The organism is Spirosoma harenae (genome assembly GCF_054776975.1).
Genome location: NZ_BAAHBD010000030.1, coordinates 3,625 through 21,612, shown reverse-complemented (window position 1 = coordinate 21,612; position 17,988 = coordinate 3,625). Strand labels below are relative to the sequence as shown.

The 17,988-nt window shown below is 49.4% G+C and carries 22 protein-coding genes; 18 read left to right on the top strand and 4 right to left on the bottom strand.

Annotated elements, in window-relative coordinates; genetic code table 11:
- The first annotated feature begins 42 nt into the window (after nucleotides 1-42).
- From ACYVE4_RS26750 to ACYVE4_RS26740, 3 genes are all read left to right on the top strand, one after another.
- A complete protein-coding gene (locus ACYVE4_RS26750) occupies nucleotides 43-774 on the top strand; it encodes a caspase family protein (RefSeq protein ID WP_461043388.1) in 732 nt (243 codons plus the stop codon).
- A complete protein-coding gene (locus ACYVE4_RS26745; RefSeq protein ID WP_461043386.1) occupies nucleotides 722-1,690 on the top strand; it encodes a tetratricopeptide repeat protein in 969 nt (322 codons plus the stop codon). The genes ACYVE4_RS26750 and ACYVE4_RS26745 overlap by 53 nt, the downstream gene beginning before the upstream one ends.
- Before the next feature lie 135 nt (nucleotides 1,691-1,825).
- Entirely contained in the window at nucleotides 1,826-2,488 is a 663-nt protein-coding gene (locus ACYVE4_RS26740) for a hypothetical protein (RefSeq protein ID WP_461043384.1), read from the top strand.
- 78 nt (nucleotides 2,489-2,566) lie between these two features.
- Here the strand turns inward: ACYVE4_RS26740 and ACYVE4_RS26735 are convergent, their stop codons facing one another.
- The 3 genes from ACYVE4_RS26735 to ACYVE4_RS26725 form a co-directional block, all read right to left on the bottom strand.
- Nucleotides 2,567-3,076, bottom strand: a complete 510-nt coding sequence (locus ACYVE4_RS26735) for a T9SS type B sorting domain-containing protein (RefSeq protein WP_461043383.1) — start codon at nucleotides 3,074-3,076, stop codon at nucleotides 2,567-2,569.
- Between the two features lie 92 nt (nucleotides 3,077-3,168).
- Nucleotides 3,169-3,966 (bottom strand): hypothetical protein, encoded by a 798-nt coding sequence (locus ACYVE4_RS26730; protein ID WP_461043381.1) that lies wholly within the window; start codon nucleotides 3,964-3,966, stop codon nucleotides 3,169-3,171.
- 270 nt (nucleotides 3,967-4,236) lie between these two features.
- Nucleotides 4,237-4,389 (bottom strand): hypothetical protein, encoded by a 153-nt coding sequence (locus ACYVE4_RS26725; protein ID WP_461043379.1) that lies wholly within the window; start codon nucleotides 4,387-4,389, stop codon nucleotides 4,237-4,239.
- Between ACYVE4_RS26725 and ACYVE4_RS26720 the strand changes: the two genes are divergently transcribed.
- Nucleotides 4,388-4,870, top strand: coding sequence for a hypothetical protein (locus tag ACYVE4_RS26720; RefSeq protein ID WP_461043377.1), 483 nt, complete (start codon nucleotides 4,388-4,390; stop codon nucleotides 4,868-4,870). The two genes, ACYVE4_RS26725 and ACYVE4_RS26720, sit on opposite strands and share 2 nt — an antisense overlap.
- Before the next feature lie 13 nt (nucleotides 4,871-4,883).
- Here ACYVE4_RS26720 and ACYVE4_RS26715 read toward each other — a convergent pair whose 3' ends face one another.
- Nucleotides 4,884-6,443, bottom strand: a complete 1,560-nt coding sequence (locus tag ACYVE4_RS26715) for a hypothetical protein (protein ID WP_461043376.1) — start codon at nucleotides 6,441-6,443, stop codon at nucleotides 4,884-4,886.
- A 217-nt stretch (nucleotides 6,444-6,660) separates the two neighbouring features.
- Here ACYVE4_RS26715 and ACYVE4_RS26710 point away from each other — a divergent pair, with 217 nt between their 5' ends.
- From ACYVE4_RS26710 to ACYVE4_RS26645, 14 genes are all read left to right on the top strand, one after another.
- Complete coding sequence (locus tag ACYVE4_RS26710; RefSeq protein ID WP_461043374.1) at nucleotides 6,661-8,274, top strand: S49 family peptidase; 1,614 nt, start codon at nucleotides 6,661-6,663, stop codon at nucleotides 8,272-8,274.
- An 84-nt stretch (nucleotides 8,275-8,358) separates the two neighbouring features.
- Nucleotides 8,359-9,477, top strand: a complete 1,119-nt coding sequence (locus tag ACYVE4_RS26705; RefSeq protein ID WP_461043372.1) for a carbohydrate-binding protein — start codon at nucleotides 8,359-8,361, stop codon at nucleotides 9,475-9,477.
- 8 nt (nucleotides 9,478-9,485) lie between these two features.
- On the top strand, nucleotides 9,486-10,007 hold the full coding sequence (locus ACYVE4_RS26700) for a hypothetical protein (RefSeq protein WP_461043370.1): 522 nt from the start codon (nucleotides 9,486-9,488) through the stop codon (nucleotides 10,005-10,007).
- 95 nt (nucleotides 10,008-10,102) lie between these two features.
- Nucleotides 10,103-10,639 carry a hypothetical protein gene (locus ACYVE4_RS26695; RefSeq protein WP_461043368.1) on the top strand — a complete coding sequence of 179 codons (537 nt, stop codon included), beginning with the start codon at nucleotides 10,103-10,105 and terminating at the stop codon, nucleotides 10,637-10,639.
- 1 nt (nucleotide 10,640) lies between these two features.
- Nucleotides 10,641-10,862, top strand: coding sequence for a hypothetical protein (locus ACYVE4_RS26690; RefSeq protein WP_461043367.1), 222 nt, complete (start codon nucleotides 10,641-10,643; stop codon nucleotides 10,860-10,862).
- A gap of 84 nt (nucleotides 10,863-10,946) precedes the next feature.
- The gene (locus tag ACYVE4_RS26685; RefSeq protein WP_461043365.1) at nucleotides 10,947-11,573 is read left to right on the top strand and encodes a hypothetical protein; all 627 of its coding nucleotides are present in this window, start codon (nucleotides 10,947-10,949) and stop codon (nucleotides 11,571-11,573) included.
- Nucleotides 11,570-12,199, top strand: a complete 630-nt coding sequence (locus tag ACYVE4_RS26680) for a hypothetical protein (RefSeq protein ID WP_461043364.1) — start codon at nucleotides 11,570-11,572, stop codon at nucleotides 12,197-12,199. The genes ACYVE4_RS26685 and ACYVE4_RS26680 overlap by 4 nt, the downstream gene beginning before the upstream one ends.
- Nucleotides 12,183-13,937, top strand: coding sequence for a hypothetical protein (locus tag ACYVE4_RS26675; RefSeq protein ID WP_461043363.1), 1,755 nt, complete (start codon nucleotides 12,183-12,185; stop codon nucleotides 13,935-13,937). The genes ACYVE4_RS26680 and ACYVE4_RS26675 overlap by 17 nt, the downstream gene beginning before the upstream one ends.
- Nucleotides 13,938-14,260: 323 nt before the next feature.
- The gene (locus tag ACYVE4_RS26670) at nucleotides 14,261-14,470 is read left to right on the top strand and encodes a hypothetical protein (protein WP_461043362.1); all 210 of its coding nucleotides are present in this window, start codon (nucleotides 14,261-14,263) and stop codon (nucleotides 14,468-14,470) included.
- Between the two features lie 121 nt (nucleotides 14,471-14,591).
- Nucleotides 14,592-14,822 (top strand): hypothetical protein, encoded by a 231-nt coding sequence (locus ACYVE4_RS26665; protein ID WP_461043360.1) that lies wholly within the window; start codon nucleotides 14,592-14,594, stop codon nucleotides 14,820-14,822.
- Nucleotides 14,822-16,255: a hypothetical protein gene (locus ACYVE4_RS26660; protein WP_461043358.1), complete on the top strand. Its 1,434-nt coding sequence runs from the start codon at nucleotides 14,822-14,824 to the stop codon at nucleotides 16,253-16,255. The genes ACYVE4_RS26665 and ACYVE4_RS26660 overlap by 1 nt, the downstream gene beginning before the upstream one ends.
- Nucleotides 16,255-17,202, top strand: a complete 948-nt coding sequence (locus tag ACYVE4_RS26655; RefSeq protein ID WP_461043356.1) for a DUF6712 family protein — start codon at nucleotides 16,255-16,257, stop codon at nucleotides 17,200-17,202. Before ACYVE4_RS26660 ends, ACYVE4_RS26655 begins: the two co-directional genes overlap by 1 nt.
- A gap of 19 nt (nucleotides 17,203-17,221) precedes the next feature.
- Entirely contained in the window at nucleotides 17,222-17,755 is a 534-nt protein-coding gene (locus ACYVE4_RS26650) for a hypothetical protein (protein ID WP_461043355.1), read from the top strand.
- The coding region (locus tag ACYVE4_RS26645) for an N-acetylmuramidase domain-containing protein (protein ID WP_461043353.1) at nucleotides 17,727-17,988 on the top strand (262 nt) is incomplete at its 3' end. The genes ACYVE4_RS26650 and ACYVE4_RS26645, both read left to right, overlap by 29 nt.

The following is a 17,988-nucleotide window of genomic DNA, read 5'->3' as shown; positions in this document are numbered from 1 at the left end:
GTCAGATAATCAATCTGCTTGTTAGTTCTTCTTCCACATTCAATGAACCATTATTTTTTATTGGCTTTTCTTTGGGCGAATTGTCTTGTTTTTAACGGAGTTGCGCAGTCCGCTGAAGCTGGAAGCCGGGGCGGTCACGTATCTCAAGTAGTGCATTCTCCCAAGTTTACTTATGCTATCAGTATTGGCATCTCCCGGTATGATACTATACCATCCTTACAGTTTGCTCACCGGGACGCGGAGGGATTTAGGCAATTCCTTAAATCCCCCCTGTATAAAGGTGGAGAGCTTGTTGACACAATTTTTCAAGATACACTGGCGACAAAATTTACGATTGAGAGGTACATTAAAAAATTTAGTACTAAAGCTCAGAATGGGGATCGTTTCATCGTTTTTTTTGCGGGCCATGGCGACAAGGAAATCGAATCTAGGACGGGCTTTTTGTTAACCCACGATGCACAAACTAATAATTATCCCCAGACGGCTGTCAGTATCGACTGGTTAAGCAAGGTTATTTCAACAATATTGAGTGAAAAAAGAGAGATAGAAGTTTGGCTGATCGCTGACGCATGCCGATCCGGTGAGTATGTTTTGGCAGGGGACGAGATTCAGGGGCGTTACCGGGTATGGGAAGGCTGGCCTAAAAACATTACAGAAATTACGTTTCTTTCCTGCGATGCCAAAGAGCTTTCTTTGGAAGATAGTAGATTGGATGGAGGTCATGGGGGTTTTTTCCTATTACCTACTCAAAGGGCTGAAAGGCGATGCGGATAAGTTACTGGCCATCCATGACGATACGATTCGGGCGTATGAGCTGGATGCGTATTTAAAATTGAACGTCCCAATGGCAGTCCGTCCAGCCAGCCAAACTCCAAGGATCGACGGCTCCAATCAGCAGACCATTGTTAGTTTTTTAAAACCACCTATTAAGTCAGTTACTACCCAAAATTCAGATCAGGGTAAAGGTAATGCTCAGCCAAAGGCTAACTCTGAAGCACCTAAACAATCCTTAAACCCGTTGAGACGGGGATCGAATAGGAGTAAACCACTGGACACTCCCAAGTCAATTTCAGTTAAGTTGGAGAAGCCAGCTGAACAACCCGATACCTTACTCAATAAGGCGAAAACTGATACGTTGGGCCTTAACCAATTGTTAGAAATTGAGGATGAGTATTATACGCAAATGGGCAAACTACAGCCCATTTTACTTCGGTATCTCAAAGAGGATCTAACCCTAAATTCGGCGAAAGTTGATACAACCCAACTAACGACAAATTACCTGTTAGCCCTAGCCATACTACTAAAAGCCAAAGCACGTTTACCAGAAAGTCACATGGAATATAAGGAAACGTATGCGTTGCAATACTTTCTCCTTGGATTAACATTATCCTTTTTGGGGAGTCCTCTTGAAGCCGTTGGTGCATTAGACAATGCGATTGCTCTTGATTCAACCAAGGCATTCTTTTTTTATGAGCGGGGAAAAGCGAATTGGATTTTGAAACGACGCCAGGAGTCAACTAAGGATTTTACCCAGGCTCGGCACCTAAGTCCAACCTGGTCCTTTTTAAAAGCTGATAAATTAGCGGAAACGCTCCGTCTATTAGATAAAGTAAAACCCTATGCCGGGTTTTCAAACCCGGCCAACCTCTCAATTTTTTCCATGCTCTTATTAGGAGAAACGAATAAGTAGAAATTTAAATCAGCAACTGCGTCTTCTCTCCAATAGACGTAAATCTTTCGTAAACGGTAGGTCACCTAAACGGCCTACCGTTTTTGTTTTGGTATCCTTTTTTTACGGTCAAGTATTTGCGCAAAGTGAGGAATCATGGATAAAAATACGCAAACGTTTCGCGTATTTTCGCTACAGCTTTTGCTCAAAGCTACTACCGTAATTTGTATGATCTTCCTGGAACCCGTGCTCTTTGAGCTCCCTGTACTCCCCCGGGTACAGAAGTTCATCCGGCACAAATTAACTGATTCGTCCGGTCAGGCGCATCCTATGTACGCCCATCCGACCGCCTTCGGTCCTGGTCTAATCATTTGGACGATGGCCCAGACGGAAAAAAAGCAACTCTTCTCCAATTATGCCTACCGGCCTGGAAAGCATAATCAGCAAGCCGATCGGCCCGTCAGCAAACGGGTGTATTACGACCCTAAATTCACCGCGCAAATCGGGGTTGGCATCGCCGAATTTCATCACTCCCGCCACCAATACCTGCTCAACTACAACGAACTCGAGCAATTTTCCCGGCTGATCGATTACCTCATTTTCAGCGACGTTGTCGACTTCTGTGAAGCCAGGCCCGACGTGGCCCCCATGGTGCGCATTAAAGCCTTCTGCGATCAGTACGATTTCGCACCAGGTGAACTCTCCGAAGATTCCCTGAAGCAAATGTATCTCAGGCACCGAAGGGGGAAATCAGGGTCAAACTATTCTAGAGTCGTTGTATCCCAGTTTCAGTTTGTCCCCTGCCCCATTGCGGCTTAACAATAAACCTAATGAAAAAGCCCCAACCGAGCACTCCCGATCAGGACTAATGTACTATTTTGCCCTTCTTAATCAACTTTATGGGCAACGTACTGAGGGATCGCTGGAAACACTGCCTGTGATAAATCCCCTACTGGTAAACTGATCACCTGTCGTGCAGTCCAGTAGCGTTTTGCCCTTACATTCGCGGATCAAATTCACATACGTTTGATACGAAAGGGGGCGATTCTGGGCGAAGCTACCTGATAACAAAACTCGGTATCTGCCTTCCTGGGCCTCTTTCCCATTAACTGAGCCATCCCATTTTGCATCCAAAGCGTTGGATTGAAAAACAATTACATCCCCCTGGTAGATGGTTGTGGACAGGCTGCTGATCGAGGTGCCGATCGGGCCATACACATCATTGATGCCGTCTTTATTCGGCGTAAACAGGCCGGGAACAAAAACGCCACTCCCGTCTGAATTGGTTTGACTCCCACCTGAATTGGTACAATTGACAGGATCAACGGCTGGTGTGGCTGGAGTATCATCCTGCTTGCAGTGAATCAGCAGGGTCACTAGGGATAGTATCGCTAGAATACGTTTCATAAATGGTTTGTAACAAGATGTGAATAATGCCTTTTATTGCTCTTCAGGGCAGCATGGATGGGGTTTAGCAAATAACAGGACGGTGATTGCCGTTACTGCTCTTCCTTGATAGTCAAAGTTGATAAGCGCTTAATAGCCTCTTTATCGAATATCTTGTAGAACATGTCTGGCGTTAGCCCTGCTTCGTAAATGCGCTTTCGCCTGTCATTTGAGACATCAAAACTTTTGAAACAGATGATGGCTTCAAATCGGTTATCAATCAAAGTACTAAACAACTCTTCGGTAAATTCAGAATAGTGTTTTCCGCCCGTTTGATTGTAGAGATATTTGATCCAGGTCGTTCCATTGGCGTCAACAACTTTTGTCATCTGTGGGTTTGTTGACGCATAGCTCACCAGTGTATCCCACTTGGCGGCACGCTTCCATTTGGATTCATTGCCAGTATCCACTAACACGAAATACAGCTCTTCGTAACTATTGTCAGCCGGATTAGTGAAAGAATAGTTAACGTTCGAATAATAATAGTCTCCCCCCTTGTCAGTCGTATAGGGCGCATTACTTCGATGCAAAGGGCCTACTTCGTCTGGCAAGGGCACAATTATGGTTTTATCCATTGAATCCTTGGGAACACCAGCGTCTGGTGGGTATTTTATCGATAGGTTTAGTTCGTCCGTTCGCAACTCATCCCGTGCGTCTTTACTTAAGGTGGGATCGGCCATTTTTTTGAGAAGCTCCCGGCCTTCGGCGGCCATGGATTCCGTGTCGGCGCTTTTTTTTGTGCTACAGGCTAGTAGACTACCGAACATAAATAAGAGCAGAAGGCCCCGGTAAACCCAGGATAAGCGCGGTTGGGTAGGCATGAAAGATTTGGGTGTGGCAATGTAGATCATAGCTTTTCAACAAAAGGGTGTGAGACAAAGTAAGATAGCAATCGGAAATTGAATCTGCATAATCGTGGACCGGAAAATCAAAAATTACCCATATAGCGCCTTGCTCATTGATTTTTTATTGATCGTTAAGGGATAACCTGCGTTTCTTCCACTTTCTGACTAAATTTCTTGGCGTAGCTTTCAGGCAAGTGAAGGTTAAACCATGTTTCAACTGCATCTCTTACTAGTATTATTCATAAACTGGCGATTTGTAACAGGTAAGTCGGCAATTTATTTTTTTTTGTTTTCCATCAACTCATCAAGCGTTGGCGTTGGTTCCTGCTTCTCGACCTTCATGCAGTAGTTGAGCAGTTTGTTGATAGCCTGCGTGTCTAATAGGGTGTCGCGGCTAAAAAAGCGCTCTGGCGATTTGTTTGTACCCATGACGGACCTACTCTTCGCTGGGGGCAACAACACCGCCGGACTGTTTCAAGTCCGCTGCGCGCCGGTAGTGGGCTTCTCCACCTTTCCCCTACCGGCCCCCTCCGGTCCGATTCAAATTAATAGCAACCCTACGTTTTCTGAGGGTTTCGCTTGGTATACAATTTATGGTACCGAAGGCACCAAGGATTACCAGGAAGAGCAGCAGAATACGGAAAACGGTCCAGTGTGGGCTGTAAAATTCAGTTTGTTTTTGCCTGGCGATTCAGCGGCTCTTCGCGGCTCTTTGTCAGAAATGGTTCACCATCGGTTCGTCATCGAAGTCCAGGACAATGTGGGTATCTGGCGACGCATCGGTACACCTGAGCAGAATCTGGAGCTTTCCTATCAGTTTGCTATCAATGCAGCTGCTGGTGGTCGTAGGGGGTATGTGGTCGCCTTTTCGGGGCAGATGACCAACCCACCTCCCTACGTGGTCAGTTGATGCCGCGTGTTTTTTATTCAAATTTCACGGAAAACGACCCCGTTTCCCCTTTTCCCTTAATGTATCCACCATTTACCGGAATAGTGGATGTTTCAAGGGTACAGGGAAAAGTCTCTTTAAACTGAAAAATGGGCTGTGGAAACGAAATAGTTTTAGGCGATTTACTAACCGTTAGAGCAGACCCCTGATTGATGTCTTTATTAGAAAGGATGATTCTGAATTTATAAACACCTGGGTTTTCACGCGGCTTAAAATCGGTTGATGCTAAATTTTTACTGGTAAAATCATCGATTGAGGCCGCACTAAATGCCTTAACGGTTTCGTAGGTTATGATTTTTGCCAAATCATTATCACCAGATGGGGAAAACGGAATAACGAAAAACTTCTGCTCGTCAGGCGTAATCAAATACAAATACCGGTAGGGAAATGATTTATACTCATCCCCAAAATGAGCCGTAAAGCGGTATTCCGTTTGAAAATTACCTGGAATCGGGCTGGTAACCGGGTTATAGTACGCCGTACAATAGTGTTCAAAATTGAGCGTACCCCTCGGAATAACTTCGGAAATCGTTTGCTCTGGCTCTTCGGTTTCACCTTCGGCTACGAGCCGCAGGACTTTATAGGTCTTATCCCCATAATTATCAAGTTCAGTAGAGATGGCTTCTGCTTGCCTAACGCCCCGGGTAGAGGGGACTTTTTGACCAGGTTCGGTGTAATTTGTCCGGCATTGGTCACTAACTGGCTTCCCGTTTTTTAATTTCCCACAATTATCATCATTGGTAACCCCATTGGCACCTAATATATTGACTCGTTTAGTAAGAGGGTTAACCAGTACGATAGCAATATGGCCCTTATACGACAAGATATCCCCAGACTGTAGTTTATCTGCCGACAACTGCTTCTTATTAACCATTTTAATTTTAGTCAGCTTAGTATTCTGATTGAGCACTTTGGTCATCCAGTGTTCTGTCGTGCCGTAGGTATTGGCATCTACGCCTGTAATTGACGAAAAGTAGTTTTTATCCGGAATCTCTTTATCGGATACTTCTTTCGCTTCCTTCAACAGATTATCAATAAAGCCGGAGCAGTCAAGCCCTTGCAATAAATTAGAGCAGGCTTTTGATTTACAATCGTTCGGAGGAAGGCCATCTATAGGAGGAGAAGCGGCACTTCTGACATCATACCGTTTCCCCCCGAACACGTAGGCTAATCCATCTTGAGCCGGTTCATTGTCTTTTTCTCCTTTCTTGATCTGAAAATTAGCTTTATCGCAAAGTTTAAACGCCACGCGGGAAATAGCGGCAATAAGGTAGTATTTCTCCTCAGTTGGGGTAAAGACCGGGGCCTGCAACCGGCCTCCACCGGCCGTTTTCCATTTTTTTTTGTACTCGGTTTCAAATGCCGTTATTGATTGCCCATTAGGTAAAAGAAACTGATCTAAGGGTGTATTTACAGTTGGAAATTTATCCAATAGTTCATTGATCTCCGGTGGCGTCATATCGGCCGGGTTGCCCTGAGCCCTCTCAACAGGTTGGGGTACAGTCGTTTGTTCTTCAGATTTTTTACACTGCACGGTTAAAAAAATGAGAACTAAGTAGACAAGTATGCGTCGAACTGCCATGGGAGAATCTCTTAAGAAAGTGGAATTTTAAAGTTGCTAATAAATAGCGTACGATAATCTGTCTGTGAGATAAGGAATTAGAAGTTATTTCAAATAGCGTTTAGTCTGTCCCTTCCGTGTCTAATAGGGTGTCGCGGCTGATGGGCCAAAATGGGGGCTGATTCGCCCCATGAATCGGCAATTTCGGAAAATTTCGGCCTTTAAACGGGGCGTCTGGCTTATCGAGCCAACGTTCGCGGAAGCGCACCTACCCCTTATTCAATCCTTCCTGGCCGGTGAATTCAATCCTAAACTTCTGCAAGACGATGAAGACGACAGCCCTGATCGGCTTAGCCGCGTTGGCTACGCAGTTACTGCAGCTGCCAGCGACAACGGCCCCTCAGCCAACCAAACCGCAACGGCGGACCGGCGCTACGCTTTAGACGATCCAGAACTTCCCGACGATTCCATTTTCGTGCTCGATATCCGGGGAGCCATTTTCAAAGAAAGTGACTGCTGCTCGATTGGTACCGAGGATTACTGCAAGCTGTTAGATCAGGCCTATGCCCATGAGAAAATCATCGGTATTGTCTGCCTGGTCGATTCCCCGGGTGGCCAACTATCGGGTACCCCTTCTCTGTACGATGCCCTTCGCAATCCAGTCAAACCAACGGTTTCGATCATTAACGAAGGCATGATGGCCAGTGCGGCCTACTGGTTAGCGTGTGGCTCGGATGATATCTACGCGACCCAGAAATCGGACCAGGTCGGCTCCATCGGTGTATATGTCCAATTCGATGATTACACCGAGCGGAAAAAGCAAATGGGGATTACGACCCATTCTATTTACTCCGATCGCAGCTCCGAAAAGAACCTACCCTTCCGGGAAGCCCTGGCCGGCAATCCAGCCCTGCTTCGAGCCGACCTCAACCAGGCTGCAGACCTATTCCGGGAAGCCGTTGAACAAGGTCGTGGTGACCGCCTAAAACCCGTTAAAAAAGGTGGCGCTGATGTATTCAAAGGCAGCCTATTCTACGCCAGTCAGGCGATTGAATTAGGTCTGATTGATGGATTTGGCAATCTGTCGACAGCTGTGGCCCGGGTGGTTGAACTCCACAACGCTCGAAAATCCAGTAAACAATCCGCTGCGCCCCGATCATCGGGTGGAAGTTATGCCGTCGAGCAGGTAACGACTGTTGAAACGGTCAATTTTCCATCAACCTCCGGCAAATCTGAGAACCTGATTGCCCCCCTTATTTCCACCGAAGAACAAGCTCCCACAACTCAGGAGCCAACGATAACCGACGTGCCTGACGCGTCAACGGCCGCTCCCGAATTGAGCGATATCCAGCCTGACAGCGCCCTAGCGGAGAGCGAGGCACCATCTGTATCTCCAACTCCAAACCCTAACCAATCCATGAAGTCCATTTTTGGATTTGCCCGCCTGGCGGCTTTGTCTGCCATAGCGGGTGTTGCTGCTGATGCCATCACGGAAGAGCAGCTCGACGCCATCAACGCTGAATTCCAGGAGCAAAACTACAACGTCCATGTGATCAGCGCGTCTCAGTTTGCTGAGATCCAGACTCTTGAAGGTCAGCTCACTACATCGAATAACGCTATCGCTGCCAAAGACAAAGAAATCGCTCGCCTGGGCAAACAACCCGGTGCGACTCCATCGAAGGTCGAAAAAATAGAAGAGCCTGTGGCCACTTCGGAATCGGAGGCCAAAAACCCCTTCTGGAGCGAAACCGACCAGCAATTGGCTGACCAAAAAGCCAAAATGAAGCTAGGCCCAAAAGCCTAATCCCGGATTTCCCAACCGCTTTCACGGCCAGCCGAAAGGCTGGCCACCCGCTGTAACTACAACCTTTAACCCTGCTTACCTACCGTGGCAACCCCTCAACAAGATCTCACCGCGATTAATAACTATGCGGGTGAGTATTCGACGCAAATCATCACGTCGATTTTCAATGATCTGGACATCGCCAATGATCTGGATTTAATCACTAACCTGACGGCCCCTCGTAAGCTGCCGAAATACAAAGCAAACGATGGTCTGCGGCCGTTCGACGTCGACGTCACCGAACCCGATGGCCAGGCCGGTACCGCCACCCAGCGGACGATCGTTCCGCACACGGCGATGAAGATCCTGAAGGTTGTTCCCGAGGAACTTCGTAAAACGTATCATTCGGAGCAGCTGCGCGCGAATGCCAAAGACTATCCCGGTGGTTTCGCTCAGTATTTCTGGGAAGAGCAGATCAAAAAGCAGAAAGCCGAGATTAACGACAATGCGTACCTGGGCGTAAACTCGGAAGATGTACCGGCGTACAACGCGGGTACAGCCTACAACGTAGGCGACCGTATGTTCTACACCAACCGGTCGTATTACTCGTGTATCGTGGCGACGACGGCGGCCCAGACACCGGATTCGCACCCAGCCAAATGGCTCAAAGTGAACAACTCCAGCATCACCAAAGGCTTGGGTGTGATCATCGCTGAAGAGTATGCTGGCCTGCCAACGCGTAACAAAATCGCTACCGGTACGATCGACAGCACCAACGCTTTCGACAAAGTAAGCGCGTTCTACTTAGGTCTGCCCGAAGCCATCCGCAAGAAAGGCGGTATCATCCGCTGTTCACAAGGGGTGTATGATAACTACAATCAGCACGCCCTGAGCAAATTCACGGCCGGCACTTCATTCCTCGACGTCCGCAACGCCGGTGGTACCATCGTCGGTAAATCGGTGATGAATTCCGATGGCAAGTTTGTGCTGCAACCTTCTTCCTGGATGAGTGGCTCCAAGCGCCTGATTGTCGATATCGACAAGAACCTCAAAATGGGTACTGACCTGACGGCTGACTTTACGTCGGTGACCGAACTGGTCAAATTCATCCACGGCTACTACGCCAAAATGCAGCTGATTCTGGCTTACCAGATCGCTGATTTGGTAAGCCCTGTTCGTCAACGACCAGGCGTAACCCACTCGCACTTCCCTGATTATTCCTAACCCGCCTTTTGCGTGAAATCCTGACAGAAGTGACAGGATTTCACGCAAAAGGCCAAACCCCATCACCGACCATCATGGCGGACTTAACCGAAGACCAACAAAAAATCAAGTCGCTCGAGGATAGCCTGGCCGTTGTCACTAAAGAGCGCGATACGCTAAAGGAGCAACTGACCAAAGCCAAGTCCGATAGCACGGGTGTAAGCCAGCAATTGGCTACGGCTCTGGAGAAAAACAAAGAATTAGTGTCGGAGAATACGGCACTGAAAGTAGCGAAAGAAGCCGCTGAAAAAGATGTTGAACAGGCGCTGACGGTCAATAAAGACCTGAAAGAGCAACTGACGGAACTGGCTTCTGGCTCGAAAAAGATCCCAACGATCAAAGTTGGGGCCCAGACCTACGAATTCCTGAGTGAATTCTTCTACCGTGACCAGGAAATTACCCTGGATGTACTGAAGAATGACACGGAATTAGCCAAAGAAGTTGTGAAACAGGGCATTAGTAACCTTCGCCTGGTAACAACCAAAGCCTAACTGTAGGCATCACAGCACGATCGCTAAAGCCTGGCCGCAATCAATTGCGGCCAGGCTTCTATTCCAACCCACGCATTTAACGCCTTTTTAGGACAATGCCTACTTACAAAAACCTACTGGGCCCCGATGGTACCGAATCCAATATGGGTGGTACCCGCCAGTTTTTCTATTTCGCACCCTGGGGCGATATCCTCACCTTCGCTACGCCCGCTGCCAACCCAGCGGATTCGGACGATCTGTACAACCTGACCGTTGCGCACATCATGAAGTCGGGCAAGAAATTCCTGACCATGTATTGCACCATCGATACGAGTTCGCTTGAATCCGGTTCGAACGGTGAAATCGATGGTAAGAGCTTCAAGCCGGTGTTCAAATTCTTCTATCCAGGCTCCAAGAAAGATGCCCTCGCCTTCGCTAACCTCTGTAAAAATGACAAGTTCGTTGTCATTGTACCGCTTTCGGATGGTACCCAGATTCAGTTAGGTGGTGCGTTCTTCTGCGCCTACATCACACCAAACTTTAACAGCGCAACGACATCCGGTCGTGGTAAAGGCTGGGAGTTTGAGGTGATGGCCTTCCAGCCTGATCTGATGCAGTACACAGCTGCTGTTCCGCTAACCGCTGCTGCCTAACATGACTAAACCCAAAACCACGGAGACCGCTTCCCAGCTGGGAGCGGCTCCCAGTTGGAAAGTCGTGGGCTTAGAACCGGCTGAATCGATGCCCATCCAATTTGAAGGTCGCACGTATGATCTGGCCAGGCTAACGGATGAAGAAGCCCAGTATCTGCTAACGTTTCCAGACCAGGTGCCTTACCTGCTACTCGTTGATTCTTCCACGCCAATTGAAAAATAAGATCCAGGCAACTGGTGATGTACAAGTGAATAATTGGCAAAGGAGCCTGGTTTTGCCGGGCTCCTTTTGTTTTAGCCCTTTCCCATGAACAACCCCATCGAAGCCCTTTCTGCCTGGTTGGAGCGGCCTGTCTACAGGGACGGCGTGCTGCTGTATGAGCAGCTCATTGGCAGCGATTTCTATCTGAAGATGTTTAAAACCGGGGACGATGACTACAACCGGGATTTACTGACGACTTCCCTTCAGAAAAAGCTAATCGAACTACAACAGGCCGAACGGGAGCGTGTTGCTGCTTACCTAGAAAGCCTGGTTGAACAACTCGCTGATGGGGGACTATTGCAGGACGAACGCACCATTATCAAAGTGCGGATGCGCGACCTCTATAACGCCGGCATTACCGAGAGCGAAGAACTAAAAACGTATGCCTACCGGATTTTAGAAATCAAAGATGGTCTCGATCAGACCTATGGTCGTCGGGATTTTTATGAGCAGCACGGCTTCCTGCCCGAAGCAGCCAGCCTTCCCGAGGCCGATGATCCTACGGATTTACTTCGTAAACGCAATAACCTGCGTACCTACGTCAGCAAGTACACCAAAGAATTGGACGAACCCATCTCCCCGGGTCGTCGCAAAAAGATTGGAAAAAGGCTCCAACGCTTCACCAGTGAACTCCACAAGTTGGACAACCAGCTCCAGCACCTCTCCCCATGAGCAAAGCCCTTGCCACCACAACCTCCGAGAACGACCCATCGAAATGGGACGATAAGTTTGATCGTATCATTAAGTGGTACAACGATGAACGCGAAGATGATGATCCCAAAAAGATCAAGCTGCACGCCGACCTGGAAGAGCAGCTGAAGCGTTGGGATTGGCTCTATAACAAGATTTGTCTGCCCAAAAATCAGTACAAAACCGACATTCAGCTGATCAAGCTGGTCAAAAAGCAATATCCTGAGTTGTCTGAACGAACGGCCCGACGCACGCTCCAGGACATGCGCCGGTTTTTTGGCGTGGTTTCCCAGCCAGAACTGGCGTTCGAAAAAGTCATGCTCATCGCCAGCATCAAACAGACCCAGCGCGAAGCCGTCGAGAAAGGGGATCTGAAGGCCAAAAATGCGGCCGACAAAAACCTGATTGCTGTCATGGGTGCCGATAAACAGCAGCAGGCCATTGAAAACACCACCATCATCAACATTATCGGGTTTCATCCTGAGCAGCTTGGCGTGCAGCCCCTGCCAGAAGATCAACTGCAGGCGATGATTGACCAGGTATTAGCCGCTGACAAAAAAGCGGCCGAACAACCCTTCACCGATTTTACCGATGTCACAACGCCCTAACCTACCCGACCACCTGGATTTGGAGAGTCTGGTGAGTCAGGACCTGCATACAGCGGTCAAATTGGCTCACGTGGATCTGGATGCCACCCGGCTATCGGATGATATCCGGGTCTTTCACCGCCATTACAACAAACCCCAAATCCGCTCGATGCTGGTGGGCGCCAACGAAGAGTACGCGGTCTGGGGCCGTGGCACCGGTAAATCCGAAGGATTGATTTCGCCCAGGTCTGCTCGCAATGTTGAGATCATGCCCCAAAGCCATGGCTGTTTTGTAGGCGCTACGTATTTGCAATTATTGGAGCGGACCCTGCCACCGGTCATCAAAGGTTGGGAGCAGAATTTAGGTTGGCAGCGCGGTCGCGACTTCTGGATTAGAGAAAAGCCGCCCAAACACATCCCTCAGCCCATTGTCGGCCCCACCACGGCTGAACACTGCATCTATTTCAAGAATGGGACGGTGGCCAGCATGGTCTCCCAGGACCGGCCGGGTAGCGCCAATGGGAAAACGATCCACTGGACGATTGGGGACGAAGCGAAGTTTTTAGACCTAAAAATGCTCGAAACGGAGCTTTTGCCCACCAACCGGGGTGATGAGCGCTATTTTGGGGGAATTCCCGAATTCCACTCGCTCCTCTTCTGTACCGACATGCCGACCACCAAATCGGCGATGTGGATCGTGGAGAAGGAGAAATTGATGCTCGATCAGACCAAATCGCTGGGCATCGACCGGATTCGGGTGCTGATTAGCATACGCGCTGAGATTTATCAACTGTACGACCTGCTGATAAAAAAACCAGCCAAACGCGCGGCCATTTTAGCCGAAATTGAGAAAAAGAAAGCCGTTTGGGATCAAATTCGGGCGAATACCATCTACTATTCGGCCGCGTCGACGCTGGATAACGTGCATGGGTTTGGGCTAAAAAACATAGCCAAACTGCGCCGGCAATTACCGCCGTTTATCTTCCGAACAGCCATCCTGAATGAAAAGCCCTATCTCTCCGAAAAAGCGTTTTATTCCGATCTCGACGATCGCCATTTTACCGATGCGATCGATTATGGGCATGTCGATAAGTTTGACATTGGCACTAAATTCGAAGACTCCCGCAAAGATGCGGACGTCGATCCCTGGAAGCCCCTGGATATCGGTGGTGACTACAACTCCAGTATTACCAGTATTCTGGTGGGGCAACCCAGTGGCCGACAGTACCGCGTACTCAAAGAGTTCTGTACGATGTACCCTAAGAAGGTGCGCCATGCGGCCCAGGCCTTCTGTGATTACTATAAATATCACGGCTGTAAGCAGGTGCGTTACTACTATGACCATACCACCATCTGGACCAACGCATCGATGGAGATGAGCTATGCCGATGAGTTCGCTGACGTGCTTCGTAAGAACGGTTGGGATGTTGATATGATCTACTTAGGTCCAACCCTTTCGCCTATGATGCGCTATGAGTTATGGAGCTATTGCCTAACGGGTGGTGATGAGAAGTTTTTCGACGTCAGCTTCAATAGGCAGAATACGGATTACCTGCGCCAATCGATGCAGGGAGCCGATATCAAGAAGCGGGGACGTGGGTTTGAGAAAGATAAAGCCGATGAGAAAAAGATCGGTGAGATTGATCAACGAACGACCACTCACCTGAGTGATGGCGTCGATACGCTCATCGTTGGAGCGCATCTGTTCTACCAATTTGAAAGCGCGGAAGCGTTTGATGCGGTGTTCTCAGGCAGCTAACAACCCCACTTACTAACCCTACCAACGGCCTGCCCGATCGATCGGGCAGGCCGTTTCATATATGGCGGAGTCCCTCTTTTTGCAATTGCAAAACTGCTCAGTGCGTGACTTGGGGGGCGATCTGGACCCGTGCACAAGATTTTGGCGTTTTTTCGGGAATAAAATTCTGATTCTAAGCCGAATGACTAAAAACTGAATGTCAAAAATGGCGAAAAACAAAAAAGGTCCTCGTCTACCCCATTTATTCAGTGGGTTTGGTAGTCAGCGCATTAAACGTAAATTTTGCAATTCTGATACCGTAACCCATAAACGTATTTCCTAAAATGACCCCCGTTTTTGTGCGAAATCGGCCTATGCTGTCCATGGTACCGGCCAAAAAAGCCATTTATCGGCTCCTCCGTCGGGGCGATCTGCTCCAGGCAAAAGATGCAGTGTACTGCCCCGCCGACGATTACTGGAAAGCCATCCCGGCCGATATCATCGGCACCCGGTACAAGACCAAACTAGGGCCGGTTCGTCGGTTCAATAAGTAAGTTCCTCAGCGCAGCTTCAGCCTGCTTCCGCTCCTCCGTGTCTAATAGGGTGTCGCGGCCCTAGGCCAGACAGGCCTGCACTTTCGCGCCTATGATCAAGGTGCCGGAAATGCTGAAACAAATGCGCAGAACCAATTCAGTGGGTAAACCGCAGTGGTTTGACCTGATTGTCTGCACAGCGGATCGTCAGCGTGGCACCGGTGGCAAAATTCTCGACTTACGCAAGGTTATTTTGCTGCCCATGAAGTGGCAGAATGAACGGTTTGTCAAGGTTCAACCCCTGGGCACAAAGGACGTCATTCGCCTGCACCTTGACCTCATCCTGTATTTCAACAATCTGGAGGTGGTCTAATGCGCAAAAACAAAGGAAACCTGGCCATTTTCGAGGGCGATGCCAGCACCGTAGCCATTCTAGCCCAGGCGGGTATCACCGTAACCCTGGAGAACGACCGGCCGGCCAGCCGTCGGGCTTCTCAGGCCTCCGCCGATATGGCTCCCCGTTCGGGTAAACAGCCTGGCGCAACGCCGAGCGTCGCCATTCCGGATAGCACTGAGTATGGCCCTACGATTGAGGATATTATGCCCTGGGGTGAAGGGAATGACTTTCCGCAGCGCCTTTCTGAACTTTACAACCAGGATTCGTTAATCCCAGCGACACTTGGCGATCTGGCCAATACCGTTGTGGGTGGTGGTGTCATCGCGGTTGAACAGCACATCAACGAGAAGGGAAACAAAATCTATAAACCCTTAACCGGTGATCCGGCTATCATTGCCGAGATCAATGATTTTCTGTCCAATCCCAAATTCGGCCTGTACCTGCAGGAAATGGCGGCCGATGTGACGGAATTCTTCAACGGCTGGGCCGAACTGATCATCAGTAAAGACCGATCGATCATTACCAGCCTGGAGCCGCTGAGCGCGGAAGAATGTCGCTGGTGTAAAATGCGGACCAATGGCGACCAGCCCTACATCTACCTCAATGCCAACTGGCCCCGCTACCGGCCCGATTTAACCCTGCAACTGAATACGCTTGATCCCTACCGGCCGGATGCCATCGAATGGATCAGGGAGGCTGATTTTTATAAAGTTGTTTACCCCATTCGCTACCCCACACCCGGGAAACGCTACTATTCACTACCACACCATTATTCCATTGTGGAGTCGGGCTGGCTGGACGTTCACCGGGCAATACCCCGCTTCAAAAAGTTTCTGATGCAAAATCAGATGACGCTGAAATATCACTGGAAAGTCGATAAAGACTACTGGAAAGATATGTACGGCGATAAATACACGAAGGGAACACCCGAAGAACGACGCTCGATTAAAAAGCGCTGGCTCGAGCAGATGAACAAAAGTCTGACGGACGTCACCCGCTCAGGCAATTCGATTGTAACTGACGTCAGCTGGGACCAAGTGAACAAAGTCTGGAAGGACCACATCACCGTTACGCCCATTCCAGATCCCCTGGCCGATGGCAAGTACATCCAGGACAACATGGAAGCGGCCGTCAACATCCTGTACGCCTTCAACGTCGACCCAACCTCATCGGGTTTTGCGGGTGGTTCCAAATTGGGAGCCAAATCAGGAGGCTCCGATAAGCGGGAAGCTGACCTGATCAAGAAACAGAAAGTTCGTCCGTTCCGCAACATGGTGCTGGAGCCCCTCAAGTTTGCGGCCCGCTACAATGGCTGGAAAGCAGCCATTCCCCTACTCGACTTTGTCTTCGACGATACGATTCTCACCACGCTGGACACTGGTGCCGGCACGGATAAAATCTTAAGCTAATGGCCACTTTATTTGACGGTACAACCGAGGAATTTCGCCAGTTTATTCCGGGCATGGTGGCCAATTTCACGATCACTAAGGCGCTCAAGAGCCTTCTCGACGAAACGGCCCAGACGCTACTACCCCGCTTTTTAAGTCAGCCGATTACTGATCAACTAGTCGGCGCTGGCAGTAGCGACGATGCGGCATTAAAAAAAGCGTTCGGACTGACTCAGATCGTCGTGGCTAAGCTGGGGTTTGCCGAGTATCTGCCCTTTGCAGAGGTACAAATTGGCGATGATGGAATTACCGTCACGGCCGCGGAAACGCGCCGAGCCGCGTTTGATTACCAAACCCAGAAACTCGACGAATCGCTTCGGGAAACCGCCTGGCAGAAACTCGATGAGTTGATCAAACTTATTGCGGCCAATTCAGCCACGTTTCCAGGTTGGGCAGAGGCTCCTTATAACCTGGAACTCAGTGAGGCCATTTTCAAGAGTGCGGCTCAGTTTTCAGCTTCCTATCAGATTCAGGATCGCTGGCTGACGTTCTGGGCACTACGGCCCTACATCAGCGCCGTGGAAGACAATTTTGGTCAAACGTACCTGGGGAAAATCAATGCATTGCCTGGTAGCGTAACGGCCGTTCAGAAAAAGCCCCTGCTGCGCAATCTGATGCGCTGTCTGGCCTACGAAGCCGTGATCGCTGCCCTTCCGAACCTGTCAATTGAAATCAAGGGCGTGAATGTGCAACTCAATTACGGCGCTCAGTATGGCGGCAATGTGAAGTATTTCACGCCACCAACTCCGGAGATGCTCGACTGGGTGAAGCAAAACCTGCTCAACCAGGTAACCACGTTCTGGTCCACGGTTGATCAGCAGCTGGATACACTGAATCCACCGTTAACCACCGCTCAGGATGACTGGTCGGGCCTGATTGATTGCGATGGGCCTATTGTCATGCTTTAACCGTAACGACTTACCCCACATGAACGAACTCGCCCATAAAGATCGAAAAACGCTTAGCTGGCTGACCGGGGTCAGCTTCTTAATGCTGTTGTTTATCGGCAGCCTGCTATTCTCCAGCTGTACCAGCCTGTACGATCGGGCCAAAGCCCGCTACGCGAAAGAAGATACGGATACGACCTATTCAACAGTGACCGCCACCGTGCCGGCAGAAACCGTTACGCACGTCTTTCGCACGGATACCACCCATTATATCGAGCGAGTGAAGCAAGGCCGGGCCACGGTCACCATCGTTCGGGAGCCAACCAATACCACGGTTATCGCCGAATGTGATTCGGCCAGCGTCAGCCAACGAATTGCCACCCAAATTAAAAACCAAACCTGGGGCGTCGATCCTAAATACCAGCGTCGCTATTGGATTGCGATCGCGGTGGCGGCTGGCCTCTTTCTTCTCTTTCTGTTTTTAATCGCCGGCGGCTTTGTGGCCTACAAACTCTCAAAATCCTTTTCTCTCGTACGCAAAGACAATGGACCATCTCCGGTTAACCCAGGCTGATTACGAAGCAGCGGCCGCCCTGCTGCGCATACCCGTTGCCTACGTCAAAGCCGTGCGCGACGTGGAGAGTAATGGCTTTGGCTACCTCCCCGATGGTCGAATTACGATCCGCTTCGAAGGCCACCGGTTCCGGCAATACACCAAAGGACGATTCGACAAGAGTCATCCAACCATTTCGCATAAATACATGCGGAATTGCCCGTACAATAAAGGGCCGGTTTCTGATTATGCCA